Below are 20,681 nucleotides of genomic sequence, written 5' to 3' on the forward strand. Positions count from 1 at the left end.
CCGGCCCCCGCCCCCCCCCCCCCCCCCCCCCCCCCCCCCCCCCCCCCACACGGTGGCTAAAGATTCATCTCGTACGCCCCGGACAGCGCCTCCACGCGCTCCCACACGCGGCCCGAGCGGGCCTCGTCCACGACCGGGCGGCGGACCGCGCCGAGCGCCCAGGTCTGCTGCGCCTCGGTGGCGGAGTCCTTGCCGTGCAGCTCGACGGCGTGCGCGGAGAAGTCGCGGACGAGGACGGCGAAGAGCTCGTCCAGGACGTCCGCGTCAAGGTCCGTCAACCCGGCCTGTTCCAGGACGAGTTGGGCGTGCACGACGAGCGCGAAGAGCTGGCCGACGGCGAGCAGCAGGTCGAGGTCGCGGCTCTGCTCCTCGTCGGGCGCGGCGGTGCGGACGAACTCGCAGAGCGCGTCGGCCTGTTCGCGGAGGCGGGCGACGTTCGGCAGGTGCGCGTACGCGTCGAAGGCGGGCCGCCAGTCGTGGAAGCGGACCGAGCCGAGGCCGCGGGCGGGGCCCTGGCGGAACAGGAAGCTGTCGTCGGCGGCGTCGAGGCGGGTGGGCACGGGCGGGTACTCGGCCGGGTTCAGGAGGTGGTTGCCCATGAACTTCAGGATCAGCGCGAGGTTGACGTGCACGGTGCCTTCGAGCTTCGGCAGGCCGCGGATCTCGACGGCGGCCTGGGCGAAGTAGTTGTCCTTCTCGAAGCCCTTGGCGGCGATGACGTCCCACATGAGGTCGACGACCTTCTCGCCCTCGGTGGTCACCTTCATCTTCGTCATCGGGTTGAAGAGGAGGTAGCGGCGGTCGTCGGGGGACGCGGTGCGGAAGTAGTCGACGGCGCGGTCGCTGAACAGCTTCATCCCGGCGAGCCGGACGTACGCGTCGGTCAACTCCCGCCGCACGTGCGGGAAGGCGGTGACCGGGCGGCCGTACAGGATGCGGTTCTGGGCGTGCGTGACGGCCTCGTACATGGCGTGTTCGCAGATGCCGATGGAGGCGGTGCAGAGGTTGAACTTGCCGACGTTCACGGTGTTGAGCGCGGCGTCGAAGGCGGCGCGCCCGGTGTGCAGGACGTCCTCGGCGGCGACGGGGTAGCCCTCCAGGCGGAACTCGCTCACGTACTTGGAGGAGTCGACGACGTTCTTGACCAGGTGGTACGCGTCGTGGCGGCTGTCGGCGGCGAAGAAGACGTAGCCGTCGGGGCCGTCGATGTCGGTGCGGCGGCCGAAGACGGAGACGAGGCCGGCCTCGTTGCCGTTGCCGATGTAGTACTTCGAGCCGGTGGCGCGGAAGCCGCCCTGGCCGTCGGGGGTGAGCAGCATGTCGGTGGAGTAGATGTCGGCGCCGTGCGTCTTCTCGGACAGGCCGAACGCGAACACCTCGCCGTCCGCGAGGAGCCCGGCGGCGCGGGCCCGGGCGGCGGCGTTGCCGCTCTGCCAGACCGGGCCGAGGCCGAGGATGGTGACCTGCCAGGCGTACCAGTAGTCGAGGCCGTAGAAGCCGAGGATCTCGTTGAGCGCGGCGATCCGGGCGGTGTCCCAGCGCTTGTCCGAGGCGCCTTCGACCGCCTCGGCGGCAGGCGTCAGGAACGTCTCGAAGAGGCCCTCCTTCGCGGAGAAGGCGAGGAAGTCGGCGAGCCAGGCGCGGTCGCGGTAGTCCTCGATCAGCTTCCGCTTGCCGCGTGCCTCGAACCAGTCGACGGTGGCGCGAAGCAGCCGCCGCGTCTCGGGGTCGAAGTGCGCCGGGTCGTAGGTGTGCGGGTTGAAGAGGAGCTGGTCGGCCATGAGGGGTGCCGCCTTTCGCGGGGTGGGAGGTCGGAGTTCAGCGCGCGGCGCGGTCGGCACTGGAGGGGTCGGCGCTGGGGGCGTCGGCACGGAAGCGGTCGTCGCGGAAGTGGTCGTCGCGGAAGCGGTGGAGGGTGGCGAGCACGTCGTCGAGCCAGGCGATCATCATGCGTTCGTACGCGATGCCGCCCCGCAGCACGGCGTGCTGCAGTTCCCGCTCGGCGTCGTCCGGTCCGTAGGGGCCGCTGTCGGTGCGGCGCCCGAAGTCCCGTTCCTCGCCGGCCAGATAGTGGGCGAGCCGGTCGGCGTGCGCCTGCCGGTGCCGTTCGACCTCGCGGATCAGGGCGCTCGGATCGTCGAAGGCGGCGCCCCGGATCTTCACGGCGAGGTCGTGCCGCACGGTCTCGGGTTCGATCGGGTCGTGCAGCCAGCTGGTGAGCGCGGCCCGGCCGAGGTCGGCGACGGAGTACTGCTTCTTGTCCGGCCGCCCGTGCTGCGGGACCACCAGCGCTTCGACCCAGCCGTCGTTCTCCATCCGCTTGAGCACGCGGTAGATCTGCTGGTGGGTCGCCGTCCAGAAGTAGCCGATGGACCGCTCGAACCGCCGGGCCAGCTCATAGCCGGAGCCCGGCCGCTCCAGGAGGGACACGAGGATCGCGTGCTCGATCGCCATGCGGGGGATCCTGCTATGCAACTTGTTGCATAAGCAAGCCGGGGCCGGTCGGGTGAGACGCGTCTCACCCGGGACGCGCGCCTGCGGCGCTTCGGGGGCCAGCCCCCGGCCCCCCGCTCCTCAAACGCCGGAGGGGCTGAATTTCAGCCCCTCCGGCGTTTGAGGAGGCCCATCCGGCGAGGCCACGCGGCGCCAGCCGCATATCGACACAGCCCCGGGAAGGGGCGGGGAGGGGAGAAAGAAGGAAGCCCCAGCCCCGCGCCGTCGCTCCCCCGCCGCACCGCACCCGGGTCAACTCCCCCGTCACCACGCCGACTTCGTCCGTCATGACCCCACCGGGCCCGGCCCGCACATCGGCCACGAGTCGCCGCTCACTCATGCCCCGCACGTGTCCAGCATCTCGTCGAGCTCGCGCTTCTCGGCCTCGGTCACGGTCAGTTCGTACGTGGACTTCACGGAGACCCAGGCCCGCCCGTACACGCACCAGTACGTCTTCGCGGGCGGCTGCCACTCGTCCGGGCCCTGGTCGCCCTTGGAGCGGTTGGAGGTGGCGGAGACGGCGATCAGCTGGGGGTGCGTGAGGTCGTTGGCGAACTCCTCGCGCCGGGTCTGGGTCCAGTCGTCCGCGCCGGATCGCCAGGCGTTGGCGAGCGGCACCATGTGGTCGATGTCCAGGTCCGTGGAGTCGGTGAACCTCTCGTCGTCGTACGCGCTCTTCCAGGCCCCCGAGACGGCCCGGCACTCCTCGTCGCGCCGCACGTCGGTGCCGTCGCGCTCCAGGACGGCCTCGCGGGTGTCGCAGTTCTCGCCCCGCGCGGACCAGTGCGGGAACTTATCGCGGCTGTAACCGGACATGGAGCCGTGCGGCGCGACCTTCAGACCGGCGAGCCTCGTGCGCGCCTGGTCGACGGTCGGCACATCCGGCAACGTCCCGGCGTACTCGTCGCCTCCACCGCCGCCCGCGCCGCCGCCCGCTGACGGCTTGGCGTCGGTCGCCTCCGGACCGGCGCCGCCCTCGCCACCCGCCGGCGCACATCCCGCCACGGCGACCACCACCAGGACGGCCAAGCCCCGCCCCCACCACTTCTGACGCGCCATGAGTTCCGCCACCCCTCGCACCCGACTCCCCGTCCGCGCGCAGCCTACCCACGACTCCGGAACCCCTCGGGGACGGCAACTCTCCGCTCGCCCGGCCGACTTGCGCCTCGGGGCCGCCCCCGCCCGCCCTCGCCGCGCCTGAGTCTGATGAGATCGGGACGTACGCCCCACACCACCCCCGAAGGAGCCCGCCCCCGATGACCGACGCACTCAGCGCCGCACAGCCCAGGCGTACGTTCCGGGTCGGGGCGGCGGCGCGGCCGTGCACCCTGGTCGTGTGCCGGGGGTGCTGCTGCGGCAACCCGCGCAAGTACCCGGGGACCGACCACGACTGGCAGCTCGCCCGGCTCCGCGCGGCCGCCGCCGACTCGGGCGGCCGGCTCGCCGTACGCGTCTCGGACTGCCTGGGACCGTGCGACCAGGCCAACGTCATCGTCGTACAGCCCTCGACCGCCGGACGGCAGGCGGGCGGCAGGGCTCAGTGGGTCGGCTTCGCCATGGACGACGACTGCACGGACGAGTTGCTCGCCTGGGTCACCGCGGGAGGGCCGGGCCTCGCGGATCCCCCGGCGGCGCTTGAGCTTCAGTTCGTCCCTCCGCCGAGGGACGCGAGGGCTGCGCGCCGCTGAGGTGTTGGTGCGTTGCCGGGTGCGGGTCGCGTTGTGGTTGCTCGCGCAGTTCCCCGCGCCCCTGGAGGCATGCGGCTGCGCCGCGCCTCCCCTGGGAGATGGCGCACGAAGTGCCCATCTCAGGGGCGCGGGGAACTGCGCGAGCAACCACGACGAATCCCGCACCCGGCACTCACACGAACCGGTCCACGAACCGGTCCACGAGCCGGTCGCCGAGGATCCGGCCGACGATTCCCCAGTTCAGGACAGCGGGCCGGCGGCCTCACCCACCAGGAGGGCCACCAGCCGCTCGACCCGCCGGGACGGGTCCGTCCCGCCCGGCCGGGCGGTCATCAGCAGGTGGTGGACCGCGCCGACCACGGCGAGCGCGGCGGCGGCGGTGTCGGCGTCCGGCGCGATCCGGCCGAGCCGCCGCTCCGCGTCGAGGTACGACGCGATCGCCCCCTCGATCGCGTCGAAGCCGGGCGCACCCGCCTCCAAGGCCTCCCGGATCCGGAGCGTGGCGGCGGGGCGGGACAGCGCGAGCGCCGAGATCGTCGGCCCGCCGGAGCGGAGCAGCGCGAGCGCCACCTCGCCGAGTGTCCGGGCCACGGACCCCTCGCCCGCGCGCGCCGGGAGCCGCTCGGCCTGCCGCGCGGTGCGGGCGAACCGGTCGAGGCACAGCTCGGCCACGAAGTCGTCGAGCCCCGCGAAGTGGGTGTGCAGCAGACCCTTGGAGCAACCGGCCTCGTCGGTGACCGCCCTGCTGGTCAGCGCACCGGGCCCGTCCCGCTCCAGGACCCGCTCGGCGGCGGCGAACAGCCGTTCCCGCGCATCCGGTATCGCCACTCCCCGCGGTGCCACGGGACCACCTCGCTCACTGTCGTACGCCACGCCAACCTCCGTACACCGGAAGGGCGTTGCGAGTTTGGGCATCCGCCCATACTGTTTGGGCGTACGCCCATCATAGGTTCGCGGCAGCGGACCCGAGCAGGAGGTATCCGATGCGCGACGTCGTCAACACCGAGCAGGAAGAGTCCTGGAACGGCCCGGAGGGGGCGTACTGGGCACAGCACCAGGACCGTTGGGACGCGATCAACTCCGGCTTCAACCAACCCCTGCTCGACGCGGCCCGGTTCGGCGCCGACGGGCAGGTCCTCGACATCGGCTGCGGCGCCGGGCAGACCTCGCGGCTCGCGGCGCGGCGGGCGGAGCACGGGCGGGTGCTCGGCGTCGACCTGTCCGCCCCGATGCTGGACCGGGCCCGCGCGAGCGCGGCGCGCGAGGGCCTCGGCAACGTCACGTTCGTACGGGCGGACGCCCAGGTCCACCCCTTCTCCCCCGGCGCCTTCGACGCGGCGGTCAGCCGGTACGGGGTGACGTTCTTCGCCGACCCGGTCGCCGCGTTCGCCAACATCGGCGGTGCGCTGCGCTCCGGCGGCAGGCTCGCGTTCGTGTGCCCGGCCGAGCCCGAGGGCAACGGGTGGCTGGGCGCCATGCTGTCGCTGCGGGAGTACCTGCCGGTCGGCGAGTTCGGCACGCCGGGCCTGCCGGGCATGTTCGCCTTCTCCGACCGGGACCGGGTCCGCGCGGTGCTCTCCGAGGCCGGGTTCACCGACGTACGGACGGAGCATGTGGAGGCGTACGGCACGTGGGGGCGGGACGCGGCGGACGCGGCCGATTTCATGCTGCAGACCGGCCCGGGACGCCATATGACCGGCCAGGTCTCCGCCGAGGCGGCCGAGCGTGCGCGCGCGGCACTCACGGATCATCTGCGCGGCCACGAGGTGCGGGGCGGGGACCGGGACGGAGAGCCGGTGGGGGTGCGGCTGCGCAGCACGGCGTGGCTGGTGACGGCCGTTCGCCCCTGAGGGCAATCCGCCCGGATTCCGGTCGGCGTGGCGCGCCGCACACCCGGGGTGCCCTTGCCACCTGCGGGTTCGGCGACGACGATCTAGCAGGGCCAGCCCGGCCGCCCGGCACGAGAGAGCGAGAGTCATTCATGGACGTCAGCACGCACATCGAGGCCGTCCAGGCGGAGGTCCGTCGCCGCAACCCCGGCGAAGCGGAGTTCCACCAGGCCGTCACCGAGGTGCTGTCCTCCCTCGGACCGGCCCTGGTGCGGCACCCGGAGTATGTGCGCGGCGCCGTCGTCGACCGGCTCTGCGAGCCCGAGCGGCAGGTGGTCTTCCGGGTGCCGTGGGTGGACGACGAGGGCGCGGTGCGGGTCAACCGCGGCTTCCGGATCGAGTTCAACAGCGCGCTCGGACCGTACAAGGGCGGGCTCCGCTTCCACCCGAGCGTGAACCTCGGCATCGTGAAGTTCCTGGGCTTCGAGCAGATCTTCAAGAACGCGCTGACGGGGATGGGCATCGGCGGCGGCAAGGGCGGCTCGGACTTCGATCCGCGCGGCCGCTCCGACGCCGAGGTGATGCGGTTCTGCCAGTCGTTCATGACCGAGCTGTACCGCCACATCGGCGAGCGCACGGACGTTCCGGCGGGCGACATCGGCGTGGGCGGACGCGAGATCGGCTACCTCTTCGGCCAGTACAAGCGCCTCACCAACCGCTTCGACGCGGGGGTGTTGACCGGAAAGCCGGTCGCGTGGGGCGGCTCGCACGCCCGCACCGAGGCCACGGGGTACGGCGCGGTGTTCTTCGCGGAGGAAATGCTCGCCACGCGCGGGGCGTCCTTCGACGGGCGCCGGGTCGTGGTCTCCGGCTCGGGCAACGTCGCCCTGTACGCGATCGAGAAGGTGCACGCCCTCGGCGGCCGCGTGGTGGCCTGCTCGGACTCGTCCGGCTATGTGGTCGACGAGGACGGCATCGACGTCGAACTCCTCAAGGAGATCAAGGAGGTGCGCCGCGAGCGCCTCTCCGTGTACGCGGAGGCCAGGCCGACGGCGCGGTTCTCGGCCCGCGGCACGCTCTACGACGTGCCCTGCGATGTGGCCCTGCCGTGCGCGACGCAGAACGAGATCCGCCGCGAGGACGCCGTCGCACTCACCAAGAACGGCGTGCTCGCCGTCGTCGAGGGCGCGAACATGCCCTCCACCCCCGAGGCCGTCGAGGTGTTCCGCGAGGCGGGCATCCTCTTCGGCCCCGGCAAGGCGGCCAACGCGGGCGGCGTCGCCACCTCGGCCCTGGAGATGCAGCAGAACGCCGCCCGCGACCGCTGGACCTTCGACCAGACCGAGGCCCGCCTGGCCGCCGTGATGCGGGACGTCCATGCCGAGTGCCGCAGGACCGCCGAGGAGTACGGCGGCGGCGCCGACGACTACGTCCTGGGCGCCAACATCGCGGGCTTCCTGCGGGTCGCGGACGCGATGCAGGCGCAGGGGATCGTCTGATCACGGCTGCCCCGTAAGCCTGCTGTTCACGGCTGTCCCGTAAGCCTGCCGTCGCCGCCCCCGCGTTCGCGCTCCGGGGCGGCGACGGCAGCTTTATACGGCCCGACTTTCTATACGACACGACCCGACTTTGCATGATCATGCGCGAGCATGCATAATCTTCCTATGTCCAAGGTCCTCACTTCCCTTCCGGCCGGCGAGCGCGTCGGCATCGCCTTCTCGGGCGGCCTCGACACGTCCGTCGCGGTCGCGTGGATGCGCGACAAGGGCGCCGTCCCGTGCACCTACACCGCCGACATCGGTCAGTACGACGAGCCCGACATCGCCTCGGTGCCCGGCCGTGCGAAGACCTACGGTGCCGAGATCGCGCGTCTGGTCGACTGCCGCGCGGCCCTCGTCGAGGAAGGTCTGGCCGCACTGACCTGCGGCGCGTTCCACATCCGGTCCGGCGGCCGCGCGTACTTCAACACCACCCCGCTCGGCCGCGCCGTCACCGGCACCCTCCTGGTCCGGGCGATGCTCGAGGACGACGTCCAGATCTGGGGCGACGGCTCGACGTACAAGGGCAACGACATCGAGCGGTTCTACCGGTACGGGCTGCTCGCCAACCCGCACCTGCGCATCTACAAGCCGTGGCTCGACTCGCACTTCGTGACGGAGCTGGGCGGCCGCAAGGAGATGTCGGAGTGGCTGGTCGCCCATGACCTGCCGTACCGCGACAGCACGGAGAAGGCGTACTCCACCGACGCCAACATCTGGGGCGCCACGCACGAGGCCAAGGTCCTGGAGCACCTGAACACCGGCGTCGAGACCGTCGACCCGATCATGGGCGTCAAGTTCTGGGACCCGTCGGTCGAGATCGCCACCGAGGACGTGACGATCGGCTTCGACCAGGGCCGCCCGGTGACGATCAACGGCCAGAAGTTCGAGTCCGCGGTGGCCCTGGTGATGGAGGCCAACGCGATCGGCGGCCGCCACGGCATGGGCATGTCCGACCAGATCGAGAACCGGATCATCGAGGCCAAGAGCCGCGGCATCTACGAGGCGCCGGGCATGGCCCTGCTGCACGCCGCGTACGAGCGCCTGGTCAACGCGATCCACAACGAGGACACCCTCGCCCAGTACCACAACGAGGGCCGCCGCCTCGGCCGCCTGATGTACGAGGGCCGCTGGCTGGACCCGCAGGCGCTGATGGTCCGTGAGTCGCTGCAGCGCTGGGTCGGCGCCGCCGTGACCGGCGAGGTCACGCTCCGCCTGCGGCGCGGCGAGGACTACTCGATCCTCGACACCACCGGCCCGGCGTTCAGCTACCACCCGGACAAGCTCTCCATGGAGCGCACCGAGGACTCGGCGTTCGGCCCGCTCGACCGCATCGGCCAGCTGACGATGCGCAACCTCGACATCGCCGACTCCCGCGCCAAGCTGGAGCAGTACGCCGGCATCGGCCTGATCGGCACGTCCACCCCCGCGATCGGCGCGGACCAGGCCGCCGCGACGGGCCTGATCGGCACGATGCCGGAGATGCCCCAGGGCGGCGCCGAGGCGATCGCGTCCCGCGGGGAGGTCTCGGCGGAGGGCGAGGCGTTGGATCGGGCGGCGATGGAGTACGGCACGGACTGATCCCACGTGCGACCGTTGGGCGGCTCATCGCCGTAGCGACCACTCTCCATCGCCGGCTGCGGGCCGCATGTGGTTGCTCGCGCAGTTCCCCGCGCCCCTGGAGTGTGCACTTCGTGCAACACTCCAGGGGCGTCCCGCGAAAGGAGACTCCCCGTGCCCAGGCCGTCCCAGGCCGCCGTCGAGCAGCGTCGGCAGGAGGTTCTGCGGTACGTCGCCGAGCACGGGGAGACGCGGATCGATGTGCTCGCCGAGCGGTTCGGCGTGAGCCTCATGACGATGCACCGGGACTTGGACGACCTGGCCGGACGGCATCTGCTGCGGAAGGCGCGGGGGCGGGCCGTCGCGTTTCCGGCGCTCACCATGGAGACGGCGACGCGGTTCCGGGAGGGCGCCAACGTCGAGGTGAAAGCGGCGCTGTGCCGGGCCGTGGCCGGGCGGATCACCGCGGGTTCCACGTTGCTGATGGACGACTCGTCCACGCTGTTCCCGCTCGCGGAGCTGCTGCGCGGCGGCGGCATAGACGGGTTGACCGTCGTCACCAACTCGGTCGGGATCGCCCAACGCCTGGGCGCCGCGAGGGGGTTGGACGTCACCCTGCTCGGCGGCCGGTTCCACGGCGAGTTCGACTCGTGCACCGGTCCCGACGTGCTCCGCGCCCTGGGCCGGATCCACGCCGACCTGGCGCTGATGTCGGCGACGGCCGTGCTCGACGGGCGGCTCTTCCACCCCTTGCAGGAGTACGCCGCGGTCAAGGAGGCCATGCTCGACTCCGCCGGCCGGGCCGTGCTCCTCGCCGACCACTCCAAGTTCGGCAAGACCGCCACGTACGCGTACGGCACCGCCGCCCGCTACGAGGAAGTCGTCACCGACACCGGGACCCCGGGCGCGGAGGCCGACGCGATCCGCGCGCTCGGGGTCACCGTCACCCAGGTCACTTCTGGGGAAGCACCACGCTCTTGATCGCCGTGGGGTCCTCCGCGCCCACGGTGAGCGCCCGTTCCGTCTCCGCGAGGCCGAAGCGGTGGGTGACCAGCGGGTCGAGGGCGACCCGCCCCGAGGCGGCGAGGGCGATGGCGGTGGGCCAGGTGTTGGCGTACCGGAAGGTGCCCGTCACCTCCAGCTCGTAGTTCTGCACCTTCGCGAGCGGCAGCGGCACTTCGTCGCCGCCCATGCCGATCAGCACGGCCCGGCCCGCCCGCGCCATCGCGCGGACCGCGTCCCCGATGACCGCGGGCACCCCGCTGCATTCGAGCAGGACGTCCGGGTCGTACGAGAGACCGGCGAGCGGCGTGCTCGACACGTCCACCGCCGTGGCGCCCAACTCCCGTGCCAGCGCGAGGCGTTGGGGCACGATGTCGGTGATCACCACCTCGCTCGCACCGAAGGCCAGAGCGGTCTGCGCGGCGACGAGCCCGATCGGTCCCGCCCCGGTGACCAGGACCCGGTCCCCGGGCGCGACCCGCGCCTTGCGGCAGGACCACACGCCGACCGAGAGCGGTTCGAGGAGCGCGGCGGCCTCGTCGCCGAGCGTGTCGGGAACGGGGTGGGCGAACTCCTCGTGCACCGCGGCGTATTCGCAGAAGACACCGTCGACGGGCGGGGTCGCGTAGAACACCATCCGCGGGCAGAGGTTGTAGCGGCCGAGGCGGCACTCCGTACACGTGCCGCACGGCGTGCCCGGTTCGACGGAGACGCGCCCGCCGACCTCGTGGCGGGTGGTGCCGGGGCCGAGGGCGACGACCGTGCCGGACGGCTCGTGGCCGAGGACCATCGGGGCGTCGACGACGAAGTCACCGATGCGGCCGTGCCGGTAGTAGTGGACGTCGGAGCCGCAGGTGCCGACCGCGTCGACACGTACGAGGACCTGGCGCGGGCCGGGGGCCGGGACCGGGCGTTCCTCGACGACGAGCCGCTCGGGGCCGTGCAGCACGGCGGCGCGCATGGTGGTGGGCAGGTGGGGTGGCATGGGGGCCTTTCGTCAGGCGGCCGGGACGGGCGGGGCGGGCGGGGCGGGCGGGGCGGGCGGGTGTCGCTCGTCGTGACGGCCGGCCGGAACCGCGTCCTCGTCCGGCATCCCGTCCCCCGGCGACTTCACGTACAGGCAGAGCGCGGCGTTGACGAGCAGCAGGCCCGCGTAGATCCACATCAGGCCCTGGAAGCCCCAAGCGCTGTACGAGAGCGTGCCGATGAGGGGTCCGGCTGCGACGCTCAGGCCGGCGCCGAGGGTGTAGACGCCCATGACCTGGCCTCGGCGTTCCGGTGCCTGGGCGACCATCATCGCGGGCAGCGGTACGTATCCGGCGAGGCCCGCTCCGTAGACCGCGACCGCGATCGCCGCGACGAGGAAGTTGTAGCCGGCGGCCGCGGGCAGGTAGTAGCAGGCCAGGCAGCCGACGGCGCCGAGGACGCCGCCGAACAGGGCGCAGGTCTTGCGGCCGCTCCAGTTGTCGCCGAGGACGCCGAAGACGAGGAGGGCGCCGAGGTTGGTAACCATCATGATGACGAGCAGGCTGTTCCACTGGCCGTCGCTGAAGCCGAGGTCCCGGACGAAGAACGGCATGAAGACCCACATGCCGAACGACGGCGTCGTGTTGATGAGCCGGATGATCAGGCTGACGCCGAGCTTGGGCTTCTCGAAGAGGATCCGGAACGTGCCCGCCAGCTCGGCGCGCGAGTCCCGGCCGGGTGCGAGGCCCGTGAAGCCGGTGCGTTCCCGCAGCAGGACGAGGACGATGACCGTGCCGATCGCGATCACCGCGAGGGAGACCCACAGCGTGGCGTAGAAGCCGACGAGGGGCATGGCGGCGGCGAAGAGGAACGAGCCGATGATGGGGTAGCCGGAGCTGTAGAAGAACCAGAACCAGCCGACTGCCTTGCTCTGGTGGTCCTTCGGCGCCACGGCCATGATCCAGGAGAGGAATCCGTACGCGAACATCGGATAGCCGAAGCCCCGGATTCCGTACGTGACCATCACGAGCGGGTAGCTCTCGGCGGGGATCGCCACCGTGAGCATCAGGACGTGGAACGCGATCCAGACGCCGGCGCCGACGGCCATGACGCGCCGCGGCCCCCAGCGGTCGGAGAGCAGGCCCGCGCCCAGGAACGAGGCGATCGCGGCGGTGACGCCGTAGACGGTGATGATCGCGCCCGCGCCGGTCTCGGAGAAGCCGAGGTCGCTGCCGAAGTACTTGGAGAGGTAGCTGGTCTCGACGCCGTCGCCGATCATGAAGAAGAGCAGGCCGACATAGCCCCAGATCAGCGGCTTGGGGATGCCGATCCGGTCGAGCGGATGGCGGCGTTTCGCGGTAGTGGCGGCGGGTGTGCTCATGCCGGGACCGTCCCGTGGGGCGCGATGTGGACCTTGCGGCCGGTGCCCGCCCGGAACGTGTCGAGGGCGGTGTCGAAGGCGTCGAGCCCGATGACGTCGCTGACCAGCGGGTCGAGGTCGAGCCCGGCGGCGAGCAGGTCGATGGCGGGCTGAAAGCTGTGGTGCACGGCCATCGAGCCGATGATGTCGATCTCGCTGTGGTAGACGGCGTACGGGGAGAACGCGGCCCTGTGCGCCGGGTCGCTGACGCCGAACTGCAGGAACGTGCCGCCCCTGCGGACCCGGCCGAGGCCGTCCTCGATGGCGGGGATGGCGCCGGTGGCGTCGATGACGACCTCGAAGCCGTGCGGGCGGTCGAACGCGTGGGCGTCGACGGCCACTTGGTCCGCGCCGAAGGACTTGGCGAAGTCAAGCCGGTCCTGGTTGAGGTCGACCATCGAGACGGAGGCGGCGCCCGCGCCCCGTACGACGGCGGCCATCATCAGGCCCATGGTGCCCGCGCCGTAGATCAGATGGTGCTCGCCGGGCCGGCGCGGCAGCCGGTTCAGTCCGTGCACCGCGCAGGACAGCGGCTCCACGAGACCGGCGGCCGCGTCGGACAGCCCCTCGGGCAGTGCGTAGGCGCAGCGGGCCGGTACGGCGACGTACTCGGCGAAGCCTCCGGCGCGGGTGACGCCGACCGCGCGGTAGTCCTCGCAGAGGTTGCCGCGGCCGATCCGGCAGTAGTGGCACGCCCCGCACGGGATGTTGGGGTCGACGGCCACGCGGGTGCCGACCTTCGGTCCGGTGACGCCGGGGCCGAGGGCGACGACGCGTCCGGCCGCCTCGTGCCCGGGCACCAACGGGTAGGTGGCGGACGGGAGTTCACCGTCGAGGATGTGCATGTCCGTCCCGCACAGACCGCACGACGTCACTTCGACGACCACCTCGCCGGGCCCCGGTGTGGGGTCGGGCTGCTCGGTCACCGCGACCTGCCCGGGACCACTGACCAGAACTGCACGCATCGGCTCGCTCCTGAACTCCGCCATTGATTGCCGGGACTGTAACCACGGCGTGAACGTTAAATCAATCGTTGAGATCACAGAAAGTGTGAGATATTTTGCCCGCATGGACAGCCAAACGGGCATGCGAGGCGAGCAGGGCGTGGCCGCAGGCGGGTGTACTCGCCGCATCCGACCGTTTCGGGCAACAGGACCGGGGGGAACACGGGCAGCTCGCCCCCCCGTCGCAGCCCTCCACCGCGCCCGGGCGTCGTCAGAGCTCGTCGTCCGCCCACTGGTCGAGCAGGTCGTCCGCGGACGCCTCCGGTTCGGCGGTCGGCTCGTGCAGGGACTGCTCGGCCCAGATGACCTTGCCGCGCGCGGTGTAGCGCGTACCCCAGCGGGTGCCGCACTGGGCCACCAGGAACAGGCCGCGTCCGCCCTCGTCGGTGGTGGCCGCGCGGCGCAGGTGGGGGGCGGTGCTGCTGGCGTCCGCGACCTCGCAGACCAGGGTGCTGGTGTCGTGCAGGAGGCGCAGCCGGATGGGCGGGATGCCGTAGCGGATGGCGTTGGTGACGAGTTCGCTGGCGATCAGCTCCGTGGTGAACACGCTCTCCGGGAAGCCCCAGACCTCCAGGCGCCGGGTGACGTCGGCGCGGACACGGGGCACGGCGGCGGGGTCGTCCGGCACGTCCCAGAGCGCCACCTGATCGGGGTCGAGCAGGTGGGTACGGGCCACGAGGAGCGCGATGTCGTCCAGGGGCGTCTCGGGCCGCAGCGCGTCCACGACTTGCGCGCAGGTGGTCTCCGGGTCGCTGCCGGGGTGGGCGGCGAGGGTGTCGCGCAGCAGGGCGAGTCCGGTGTCGATGTCGCGGTCCCGGCGCTCGACAAGGCCGTCCGTGAAGAGGACGAGGCGGGACCCGGCGGCCGGGTACAGGGTCGCGGTCTCGATGGGCAGGCCCGCGCCGAGCCCGAGGGGCGGCGACACGGGTACGTCGGGGAAGGTGACGGAGCCGTCGGGGTGGACGAGCGCCGGGCCGAGGTGTCCGGCGCGGGCGACGGTGCACACACCGGCGGCCGGGTCGTAGATCGCGTACAGGCAGGTGGCGCCGGTGACGTCCGGGGCGTCGGAGTCGGTGGCCTCCTCCGCGTCGAGCGTGGCCACCAACTCGTCCAGGTGGGCGAGGAGTTCGTCGGGCGGCAGGTCGAGCGCGGAGAAGTTGTGCACGGCGGTACGGAGTCGGCCCATGGTGGCGGCGGCGTGCAGTCCGTGGCCGACGACGTCTCCGACGACGAGGGCGACGCGCGCGCCGGGCAGCGGGATCACGTCGAACCAGTCACCGCCGACGCCGCCCTGCGCGGGCAGATAGCGGTGGGCCACGTCGAGGGCGGACTGCTGGGGCAGAGCGCGGGGCAGGAGGCTGCGCTGCAGGGTGACGGCGAGGGTGTGCTCGCGGGTGTAGCGGCGGGCGTTGTCGATGGCGACGGCCGCGCGGGCCGCCAACTCCTCGGCGAAGGAGGGGTCGTCCTCGTCGAACGGCGGGGACGCGCCCTTGCGCCAGAAGGTGGCCGTGCCGAGGGTTCTGCCCCGGGCGGTCAGCGGCGCGGCGATCAGCGAGTGGAAGCCGTGCTCCAGGATCCGCCGGGCGCGGTCCGGGTCCCCCGCGCGCCAGGCCCGGTCGGTGCCGAGATCCGGTTCGAGTACGGCGTGCCCGCGCAGGATCCCGGCGGCGGCGGGTGCGGTGGGCGTGAAGCGGATCAGCTCGCCCACCGGGTAGAGGGGGTGGTCGCCCTCCAGGCCGACGATGGCGGTGCGGCGCATCTCCGTCGTCGGACCGTCTCCCTCCTCGCCGCGCAGGACGGGGTCGAGCAGCTCCACGGTGACGACGTCGGCGAACCGGGGCACGGCCACCTCGGCCACCTCCTCGGCGGTCCGGACGACGTCGAGGGTGGTGCCGACGCGTACGCCCGCGTCGTACAGGAGTTGCAGCCGCTCGCGGGCGATCTCGGCGCGGCCGGTGAGGGCCTGCAGTTCGGTGGTGTCGCGGAGGGTGGCGACGCATCCGGCGGTCCCGGTGGAGGTACTGCCGGCGTGGTCGACGGGGCGGACGTTGACGGCGAGCAGCCGGTCGCCCGCCAGGTGCACCTCGTCGGTGGCGCGGCGTCCGGCGGCGAGGAGTCCGGCGATGCCGGGGGCCAAACCGAGGTCGGCGACCGTATGGCGTTCGGCGTCCTCGGGCAGGTCGAGGAGGCGCCGGGCCTCGTCGTTGGCGAGGAGGAGGCGTCCGTCGCCGCCGACGATGAGGACGCCTTCGCGGACGGAGTGCAGCACCGCGTCGTGGTGTTCGTACATCCGCGTGATCTCTGTCGGGCCGAGGCCGCGGGTCTGGTGGCGCAGGCGGCCGCTCACCAGGGCGGCGCCCGCGGCGGCCAGGGCGAGGGCGCCCGCGCCGGCCGTGAAGAGGACGGGGAGCTGGCGGGCGACGGCCTCGTTGACGTTCTGGACGGTGATCTCGGGGAACACGATGCCGGCGACCGAGCCGTCAAGACGGAAGACCGGGACGGCCGCGTACACGGAGACGCCGATCGGGCCGTCGTAGATCTCGGTGAAGGCCTCACCGCGCGCCGCCGCCCTGTAGGGGCCGACCACATGCCGGCCGATCAGCTCCGGATTGCGGTGGGTGACGCGGATGCCTTCGGGCGTCGAGACGACGATGTTGTCGACGCCGGACCGCCTGCGGGCCTCTTCGGCGCGGGGCTGGAGCACGGCGGTCGGGTCGGGGCCGTCGAGGGCCTCGGCCGTGCCCGGCGCGTTCGCGAACGCCTCGGCGGTGCTGAGCACCTGGTCGCGGGCGGCCTCGGTGGCCTGGTGCCGGGCCTGCAGGACCAGCGCGGTGACCGTCGCGGCGACGAGCAGCACGACGACGGCCAGTTGGAGCAGGAACACCTGCCCGGCGACGCTTCGCGGGCTGAACAGCGACCGCAGCCGCTGGCCCGGTGAACGGCGCGGCAGGTCCCACCCCGCTGTGGACCGGGTCGGAGAACGCCGCGAATCTCTCATTACGGCGATTTTCCCACCGGGGGGTCGCGGCGGGCCATCCTCGTGCGGCGGACAGCCCTTCTGCGGCGAACAGCGCGGTGCGCGGCCGCCGCCCCCCTCATCTCCGCGTCAGCATGCTCAGGCTGTTGGCGGCGACGATCGCGCCGATGCTCGCCCACTCCGTCCATCCGAGCCCCTGCCCGAGTCCGATCCACCCGACCAGGGCGGCCAGTACGGGGTTGACGCTCATGAACAGCCCGAACGCCTGGGCCGGCACCCGGCGCAGGGTGCACAGGTCCGCGAGGTACGGGACCGCCGACGACAGCACCCCCGCGGCGACGGCGAAGCCGACGGCCGCGAGGCCCGGCGGATCCCGCAGCACCACGACGAGCCCGACCGGCAGGAACATCAGCGCCGAGACCCCGGCCGCGACCGCGCTCCCCTGCGCCCCGGGCACCCGGCGGCCGACAGTGCGGTTGAGCAGGATGTACGAGGCCCAGCAGACCGCGGCGAGCAGGCCGAGCGCCATGCCGACGTAGTCGGTGGACGGCTGCGGCCGCATCAGGACGACGACTCCCGCGGCGGCGATCAGCGCACAGCAGGCGTCCACGCGGCGGCGCGCGGCGGTCAGCGCGACGGCGAGCGGGCCGAGGAACTCCAGGGTGACGGCGAGGCCGAGGCCGATGCGGTCGATGGCGCTGTAGAGCGAGAGGTTCATGGTCCCGAACACCACGGCGAGCAGCAGCATGGGCCGCCACTGCGCCCAGGTGTAGGACCTCAACCGCGGTCTGCCGACGGCGAGGAGGACGACGGCCGCGACGTACTGCCGTACCGCCACGACGCCCACCGGGCCGAGGGCGGGGAAGGCCAGCGAGCCGATGGCGGCGCCGGTCTGGTTGGACAGTCCGCTGCCCGCCATCGCGGCCGCACCGGCGATCCGCCCACCGGCAGGGGCGGTTGCCGCGGGCCCGGAGTGGACGGCCGCGGACTCGGAGGCTCCCGTGACGCTCATGCCGCCGAGCCTGCGCCCGCCCCAGCCATACGCAAAATGCGCCCCATGGGTCATCTATACGATGGAGTTATGGATCTGGAACTGCGGCAGCTGCGCTGTCTCGTCGCGATCGTCGACGAGGGCAGCTTCACGGACGCCGCCATCGCCCTCGGCGTCTCCCAGGCGGCCGTGTCCCGTACGCTCGCCTCGCTCGAACGCGCCCTGGGCGTACGGCTGCTCCGGCGCACCTCCCGCGAGGTGGCGCCGACCGCGACCGGGCTGCGGGTGGTGGCGCAGGCCCGGCGGGTGCTCGGGGAGGCGGAGGCGCTGGTCGAGGAGGCCACCTCGGGCCATACGCTCCTGCGGGTCGGGTACGCCTGGTCGGCCCTCGGCAAGCACACCGCCGCGTTCCAGCGCCGCTGGGCCCAGGCCCACCCCGGTACGGAGCTGCGCCTGGTCCGGGTCAACTCCGCGACCGCGGGGCTCGCCGAGGGCGCCTGCGATCTGGCGGTGGTGCGCAGGCCGCTGGAGGAGCGGCGGTTCGACTCCGCGATCGTCGGCCTGGAACGCAGGCTGTGCGCCCTGCCCGGTGACGACCCGCTGGCCCGGCGCCGCTCGGTCCGCCTCGCCGACCTCGAAGGGCGCACCATCCTCGTCGACCGGCGCACGGGCACCACGACCGCCGAACTCTGGCCGCAGGGCGCCCGCCCCCGGACCGAGGACACGCACGACGTGGACGACTGGCTGACGGTGATCTCCAGCGGCCGCTGCGTCGGCATGACCGCCGAGGCCACCGCGCACCAGTACGCCCGCCGCGGCATCGTCTACCGTCCGGTCCGCGACGCCGAACCCATCGCCGTACGCCTCGCCTGGTGCCGGGACGACGCGCACCCGGCGACGCAGGCGGCGGTCGAACTCCTCACGAGCCTCTACCGCAAGGGCTGAGCTCCTCCCGCCTGGGGCAGCGGGATCTCGAAGTGCACCGTCCCCACCCCGGGGCCGTGCTCGCCGGTCGTGCGGGCGTCGAAGACCTCCTTCGCCAGGCTGCGCCAGAAGCCTTCCGCGCCGGGGGCGTTGACGTTGGTGTGCAGGTAGACGCAGTCGTAGCCGGGGGTCGTCGCGGCGAACGCGCAGGCCTGTCGCACCAGCGTCCGCGCGAGGCCGTGCCGCCGGTGTTCCGGATGGACGTAGACCCGCACGAGCTGTGCGGTCGTGCCGCAGGGGTAGCGCTCGGCGAGCCATCGGGGGTGCGGCGGGTGGGCGGGGCCGGCGGACCGTACGCCCGTCGTCGCCACCACGTTCCCCTCGTGCAGCGCGACCAGGAGCAGGTGGCGCGGCTCGTCCAGATAGGTCTGCGCGAGGTCGATGACGTCGCGGTGCCAGGCGGGGACGTAGCCGTAGCCGAAGTCCCGGTAGAAGGTGTCGAGCATCAGGCGGCGCGCGTCCGGCAGGTCGTCCGGGGTGGCGGGGCGGATCGTGTACGTCGGGGGCAGGGGGTGGCCCATGGCTGGTCTCCGGGTAGGTCGTGGCGGGGCTTGAAGGGGATCAGAGGGTCAGAGGTTCAGGGGGGTCAGGGGGTCGGTTCGGGGAGTCCCGGTCCGGTGCAGTGCACGGGCTGGTCCGGCACGGTTCCGTCGACGAGGTACGCGGCCGTCGTCTCGTCCACACAGGCGTTGCCGCGGCTGGCGAACACGCCGTGCGAGTAGTCGTCGTGGAGGGTGATCAGGCGCGATCCCGGGAGCCGGTGGGCGAGTTGGCGGGCGCCTTCGATCGGGGTGACGGGGTCGTGTGCGGAGGCGACGAGGAGTACGGGCGGGGCCTCGGGGCTGCCGAGCGGGGTGCGCGCGGCCGGCTCGTGGTGCCAGTACGCGCAGGTGGATGCCTCCATGCCGGTCAGCACGGGCAGCGGGTCGGCGCGGCGGGTGGCGCGGATGTCCGCGAGGATCCGGTCGGGCGTGGGGCCGGGCCCGTCGGCGCACTTCACGGTGCGGTTGGCGGCCTCGAAGGTGCGTGACTCGGGGCTGTCGTGCGGCTCCGACGGGCGCAGCCCAGTGACGTCGCCGTCCCGCAGATAGGTGCGGATGCCGTCGGCGAGCGGCTCCCAGCGTTCGGTGCGGCCGAGCGCGCGGTACACGGCGCGGTCGAACTCGGCTGCGCCGAAGCCGTGTTGGGGAGATTCCCCGAGTCCTCGGCGGGTGCGCTCGTAGGCGTCGCGTACGTCGGCCGGGTCGTCGCCGAGGCCGAAGCGGGACGCGTGCCGGGCGGTCCAGGCGAAGAACACCGCGCGCTGGCGCAGGAGTTCACGGCTCTGCCGGACGTCGAAGTCGTACCAGGACCACGGTCCGACCACGCTGTCGAGCACCATCCGGCCGACGCGGTGCGGGAATCGGTGGGCGTAGGCGGCGCCGAGGTAGCTGCCGTAGGAGACGCCGAGGAAGTGCGTGCGGCGTTCGCCGAGCGCGGCGCGGATGGCGTCCATGTCGCGGGCGGTCGCGGTGGTCGACAGGTGCGGCAGGGCCTCGCCGACTCCGGCTGCGCAGTCGTCGGCCATGCGGTCGAGGGAGTCCAGGTACGCGGACTCGGCTGCCGCGCCGACCGGTACCGGGTCGGCGGCCGGGCTGTCGAAGAGGCCGCCCATGGGGCCGCAGTCGGCGGGGGCGCTGTGCCTGGTGCCGCGCGGGTCGAATCCGATGACGTCGTACGCGCGGCGCACGCTCTCGGGGAGTTTCGCCCGCTTCGTCACCGCGTACGGCAGTCCGGAGCCGCCCGGTCCGCCGGGGTTGACGAGCAGCGCGCCGCGCCGTTCGGCGGGGGTTCCGGAGGCGGGGACGCGGGAGACGGCGATGCGTATGCGCTTGCCGTGCGGCTCGCTCCAGTCGAGGGGCACGTCGAGTGCGCCGCATTCGACGCGGTCCGGCGCGGGCGGCGCGGGGACCGAGTCCGGGCAGGCGCCGAAGCGGAGGGCGGGAGCGGCCTGAGCGGCTCGGGCCGGTGGTGCCGGAGCGAGCGTGGCGAAGGCGGCGGTGAGGGCGGTGGCGGCGCAGAGCACGCTGCGGCCGGGGCGTACGGCAGGGGGCACGGGTCTCGCGTTTCCGGGAAGGGGGGCGCCGCCGAGGTGGCGGCAGCAGATGACAATGAAAACGATTGTCGATAAGGTCCCTCTCGGTCAAGCCGACGGGCCGGACGAGTGCCGTCGCGCACAGGGCCGTCATG

The 20,681-nt window shown here is 72.7% G+C and carries 17 protein-coding genes; 6 read left to right on the forward strand and 11 right to left on the reverse strand.

Annotated features, from left to right (window positions below; translation table 11 throughout):
* Window positions 1-56 precede the first annotated feature (56 nt).
* From QIT00_RS28865 to QIT00_RS28875, 3 genes are all read right to left on the reverse strand, one after another.
* Window positions 57-1,781, reverse strand: coding sequence for an acyl-CoA dehydrogenase family protein (locus QIT00_RS28865; RefSeq protein WP_282538366.1), 1,725 nt, complete (start codon window positions 1,779-1,781; stop codon window positions 57-59).
* Window positions 1,782-1,818: 37 nt separating this feature from the next.
* On the reverse strand, window positions 1,819-2,454 hold the full coding sequence (locus QIT00_RS28870) for a PadR family transcriptional regulator (protein ID WP_282538367.1): 636 nt from the start codon (window positions 2,452-2,454) through the stop codon (window positions 1,819-1,821).
* Between the two features lie 375 nt (window positions 2,455-2,829).
* A complete protein-coding gene (locus QIT00_RS28875) occupies window positions 2,830-3,552 on the reverse strand; it encodes an HNH endonuclease family protein (RefSeq protein WP_282538368.1) in 723 nt (240 codons plus the stop codon).
* 197 nt (window positions 3,553-3,749) lie between these two features.
* Here QIT00_RS28875 and QIT00_RS28880 point away from each other — a divergent pair, with 197 nt between their 5' ends.
* The gene (locus QIT00_RS28880) at window positions 3,750-4,181 is read left to right on the forward strand and encodes a (2Fe-2S) ferredoxin domain-containing protein (RefSeq protein ID WP_282538369.1); all 432 of its coding nucleotides are present in this window, start codon (window positions 3,750-3,752) and stop codon (window positions 4,179-4,181) included.
* A gap of 240 nt (window positions 4,182-4,421) precedes the next feature.
* Here QIT00_RS28880 and QIT00_RS28885 read toward each other — a convergent pair whose 3' ends face one another.
* Window positions 4,422-5,024 (reverse strand): TetR/AcrR family transcriptional regulator, encoded by a 603-nt coding sequence (locus tag QIT00_RS28885; RefSeq protein WP_282538370.1) that lies wholly within the window; start codon window positions 5,022-5,024, stop codon window positions 4,422-4,424.
* 140 nt (window positions 5,025-5,164) lie between these two features.
* On the opposite strand from QIT00_RS28885, the gene QIT00_RS28890 reads away from it, so the two are divergent.
* The 4 genes from QIT00_RS28890 to QIT00_RS28905 all read left to right on the forward strand — a co-directional run bounded on the left by QIT00_RS28890 (window position 5,165) and on the right by QIT00_RS28905 (window position 10,089).
* Window positions 5,165-6,031, forward strand: a complete 867-nt coding sequence (locus tag QIT00_RS28890; protein ID WP_282538371.1) for a class I SAM-dependent methyltransferase — start codon at window positions 5,165-5,167, stop codon at window positions 6,029-6,031.
* A 131-nt stretch (window positions 6,032-6,162) separates the two neighbouring features.
* Complete coding sequence (gene gdhA / locus QIT00_RS28895; protein ID WP_282538372.1) at window positions 6,163-7,509, forward strand: NADP-specific glutamate dehydrogenase; 1,347 nt, start codon at window positions 6,163-6,165, stop codon at window positions 7,507-7,509.
* A gap of 165 nt (window positions 7,510-7,674) precedes the next feature.
* Window positions 7,675-9,129, forward strand: coding sequence for an argininosuccinate synthase (gene argG, locus QIT00_RS28900; RefSeq protein WP_282538373.1), 1,455 nt, complete (start codon window positions 7,675-7,677; stop codon window positions 9,127-9,129).
* 153 nt (window positions 9,130-9,282) lie between these two features.
* Window positions 9,283-10,089 carry a DeoR/GlpR family DNA-binding transcription regulator gene (locus QIT00_RS28905; RefSeq protein WP_282538374.1) on the forward strand — a complete coding sequence of 269 codons (807 nt, stop codon included), beginning with the start codon at window positions 9,283-9,285 and terminating at the stop codon, window positions 10,087-10,089.
* Here the strand turns inward: QIT00_RS28905 and QIT00_RS28910 are convergent.
* The 5 genes from QIT00_RS28910 to QIT00_RS28930 form a co-directional block, all read right to left on the reverse strand.
* A complete protein-coding gene (locus tag QIT00_RS28910) occupies window positions 10,061-11,095 on the reverse strand; it encodes an NAD(P)-dependent alcohol dehydrogenase (protein WP_282538375.1) in 1,035 nt (344 codons plus the stop codon). The genes QIT00_RS28905 and QIT00_RS28910 overlap by 29 nt on opposite strands.
* A 12-nt stretch (window positions 11,096-11,107) precedes the next feature.
* A complete protein-coding gene (locus QIT00_RS28915; protein WP_282538376.1) occupies window positions 11,108-12,457 on the reverse strand; it encodes an MFS transporter in 1,350 nt (449 codons plus the stop codon).
* Complete coding sequence (locus QIT00_RS28920; protein WP_282538377.1) at window positions 12,454-13,461, reverse strand: zinc-dependent alcohol dehydrogenase family protein; 1,008 nt, start codon at window positions 13,459-13,461, stop codon at window positions 12,454-12,456. Before QIT00_RS28920 ends, QIT00_RS28915 begins: the two co-directional genes overlap by 4 nt.
* 250 nt (window positions 13,462-13,711) lie before the next feature.
* Window positions 13,712-16,498 carry a SpoIIE family protein phosphatase/ATP-binding protein gene (locus QIT00_RS28925; protein ID WP_282538378.1) on the reverse strand — a complete coding sequence of 929 codons (2,787 nt, stop codon included), beginning with the start codon at window positions 16,496-16,498 and terminating at the stop codon, window positions 13,712-13,714.
* A 97-nt stretch (window positions 16,499-16,595) separates the two neighbouring features.
* A complete protein-coding gene (locus QIT00_RS28930) occupies window positions 16,596-17,396 on the reverse strand; it encodes an EamA family transporter (protein WP_282538426.1) in 801 nt (266 codons plus the stop codon).
* 162 nt (window positions 17,397-17,558) lie between these two features.
* Here QIT00_RS28930 and QIT00_RS28935 point away from each other — a divergent pair, with 162 nt between their 5' ends.
* Complete coding sequence (locus QIT00_RS28935) at window positions 17,559-18,413, forward strand: LysR family transcriptional regulator (protein ID WP_282538379.1); 855 nt, start codon at window positions 17,559-17,561, stop codon at window positions 18,411-18,413.
* Here QIT00_RS28935 and QIT00_RS28940 read toward each other — a convergent pair.
* Both QIT00_RS28940 and QIT00_RS28945 read right to left on the reverse strand, forming a co-directional pair.
* Window positions 18,398-18,973, reverse strand: coding sequence for a GNAT family N-acetyltransferase (locus tag QIT00_RS28940; protein WP_282538380.1), 576 nt, complete (start codon window positions 18,971-18,973; stop codon window positions 18,398-18,400). The two genes, QIT00_RS28935 and QIT00_RS28940, sit on opposite strands and share 16 nt — an antisense overlap.
* Window positions 18,974-19,038: 65 nt before the next feature.
* Window positions 19,039-20,547 carry an alpha/beta fold hydrolase gene (locus tag QIT00_RS28945; protein ID WP_282538381.1) on the reverse strand — a complete coding sequence of 503 codons (1,509 nt, stop codon included), beginning with the start codon at window positions 20,545-20,547 and terminating at the stop codon, window positions 19,039-19,041.
* Window positions 20,548-20,681 lie beyond the last annotated feature (134 nt).

The sequence above is a fragment of the Streptomyces luteolus genome, assembly GCF_029968015.1.
GTDB classification, from domain to species: Bacteria; Actinomycetota; Actinomycetes; order Streptomycetales; family Streptomycetaceae; genus Streptomyces; species Streptomyces luteolus.

Coding starts and splice junctions, on each gene's coding strand:
- QIT00_RS28865 (WP_282538366.1), bottom strand. CDS start 1,781: ATGGCCGACCAGCTCCTCTTCAACCCGCACACCTACGACCCGGCGCAC.
- QIT00_RS28870 (WP_282538367.1), bottom strand. CDS start 2,454: ATGGCGATCGAGCACGCGATCCTCGTGTCCCTCCTGGAGCGGCCGGGC.
- QIT00_RS28875 (WP_282538368.1), bottom strand. CDS start 3,552: ATGGCGCGTCAGAAGTGGTGGGGGCGGGGCTTGGCCGTCCTGGTGGTG.
- QIT00_RS28880 (WP_282538369.1), top strand. CDS start 3,750: ATGACCGACGCACTCAGCGCCGCACAGCCCAGGCGTACGTTCCGGGTC.
- QIT00_RS28890 (WP_282538371.1), top strand. CDS start 5,165: ATGCGCGACGTCGTCAACACCGAGCAGGAAGAGTCCTGGAACGGCCCG.
- gdhA (WP_282538372.1), top strand. CDS start 6,163: ATGGACGTCAGCACGCACATCGAGGCCGTCCAGGCGGAGGTCCGTCGC.
- argG (WP_282538373.1), top strand. CDS start 7,675: ATGTCCAAGGTCCTCACTTCCCTTCCGGCCGGCGAGCGCGTCGGCATC.
- QIT00_RS28910 (WP_282538375.1), bottom strand. CDS start 11,095: ATGCCACCCCACCTGCCCACCACCATGCGCGCCGCCGTGCTGCACGGC.
- QIT00_RS28915 (WP_282538376.1), bottom strand. CDS start 12,457: ATGAGCACACCCGCCGCCACTACCGCGAAACGCCGCCATCCGCTCGAC.
- QIT00_RS28920 (WP_282538377.1), bottom strand. CDS start 13,461: ATGCGTGCAGTTCTGGTCAGTGGTCCCGGGCAGGTCGCGGTGACCGAG.
- QIT00_RS28925 (WP_282538378.1), bottom strand. CDS start 16,498: ATGAGAGATTCGCGGCGTTCTCCGACCCGGTCCACAGCGGGGTGGGAC.
- QIT00_RS28930 (WP_282538426.1), bottom strand. CDS start 17,396: ATGGCGGGCAGCGGACTGTCCAACCAGACCGGCGCCGCCATCGGCTCG.
- QIT00_RS28935 (WP_282538379.1), top strand. CDS start 17,559: ATGGATCTGGAACTGCGGCAGCTGCGCTGTCTCGTCGCGATCGTCGAC.
- QIT00_RS28940 (WP_282538380.1), bottom strand. CDS start 18,973: ATGGGCCACCCCCTGCCCCCGACGTACACGATCCGCCCCGCCACCCCG.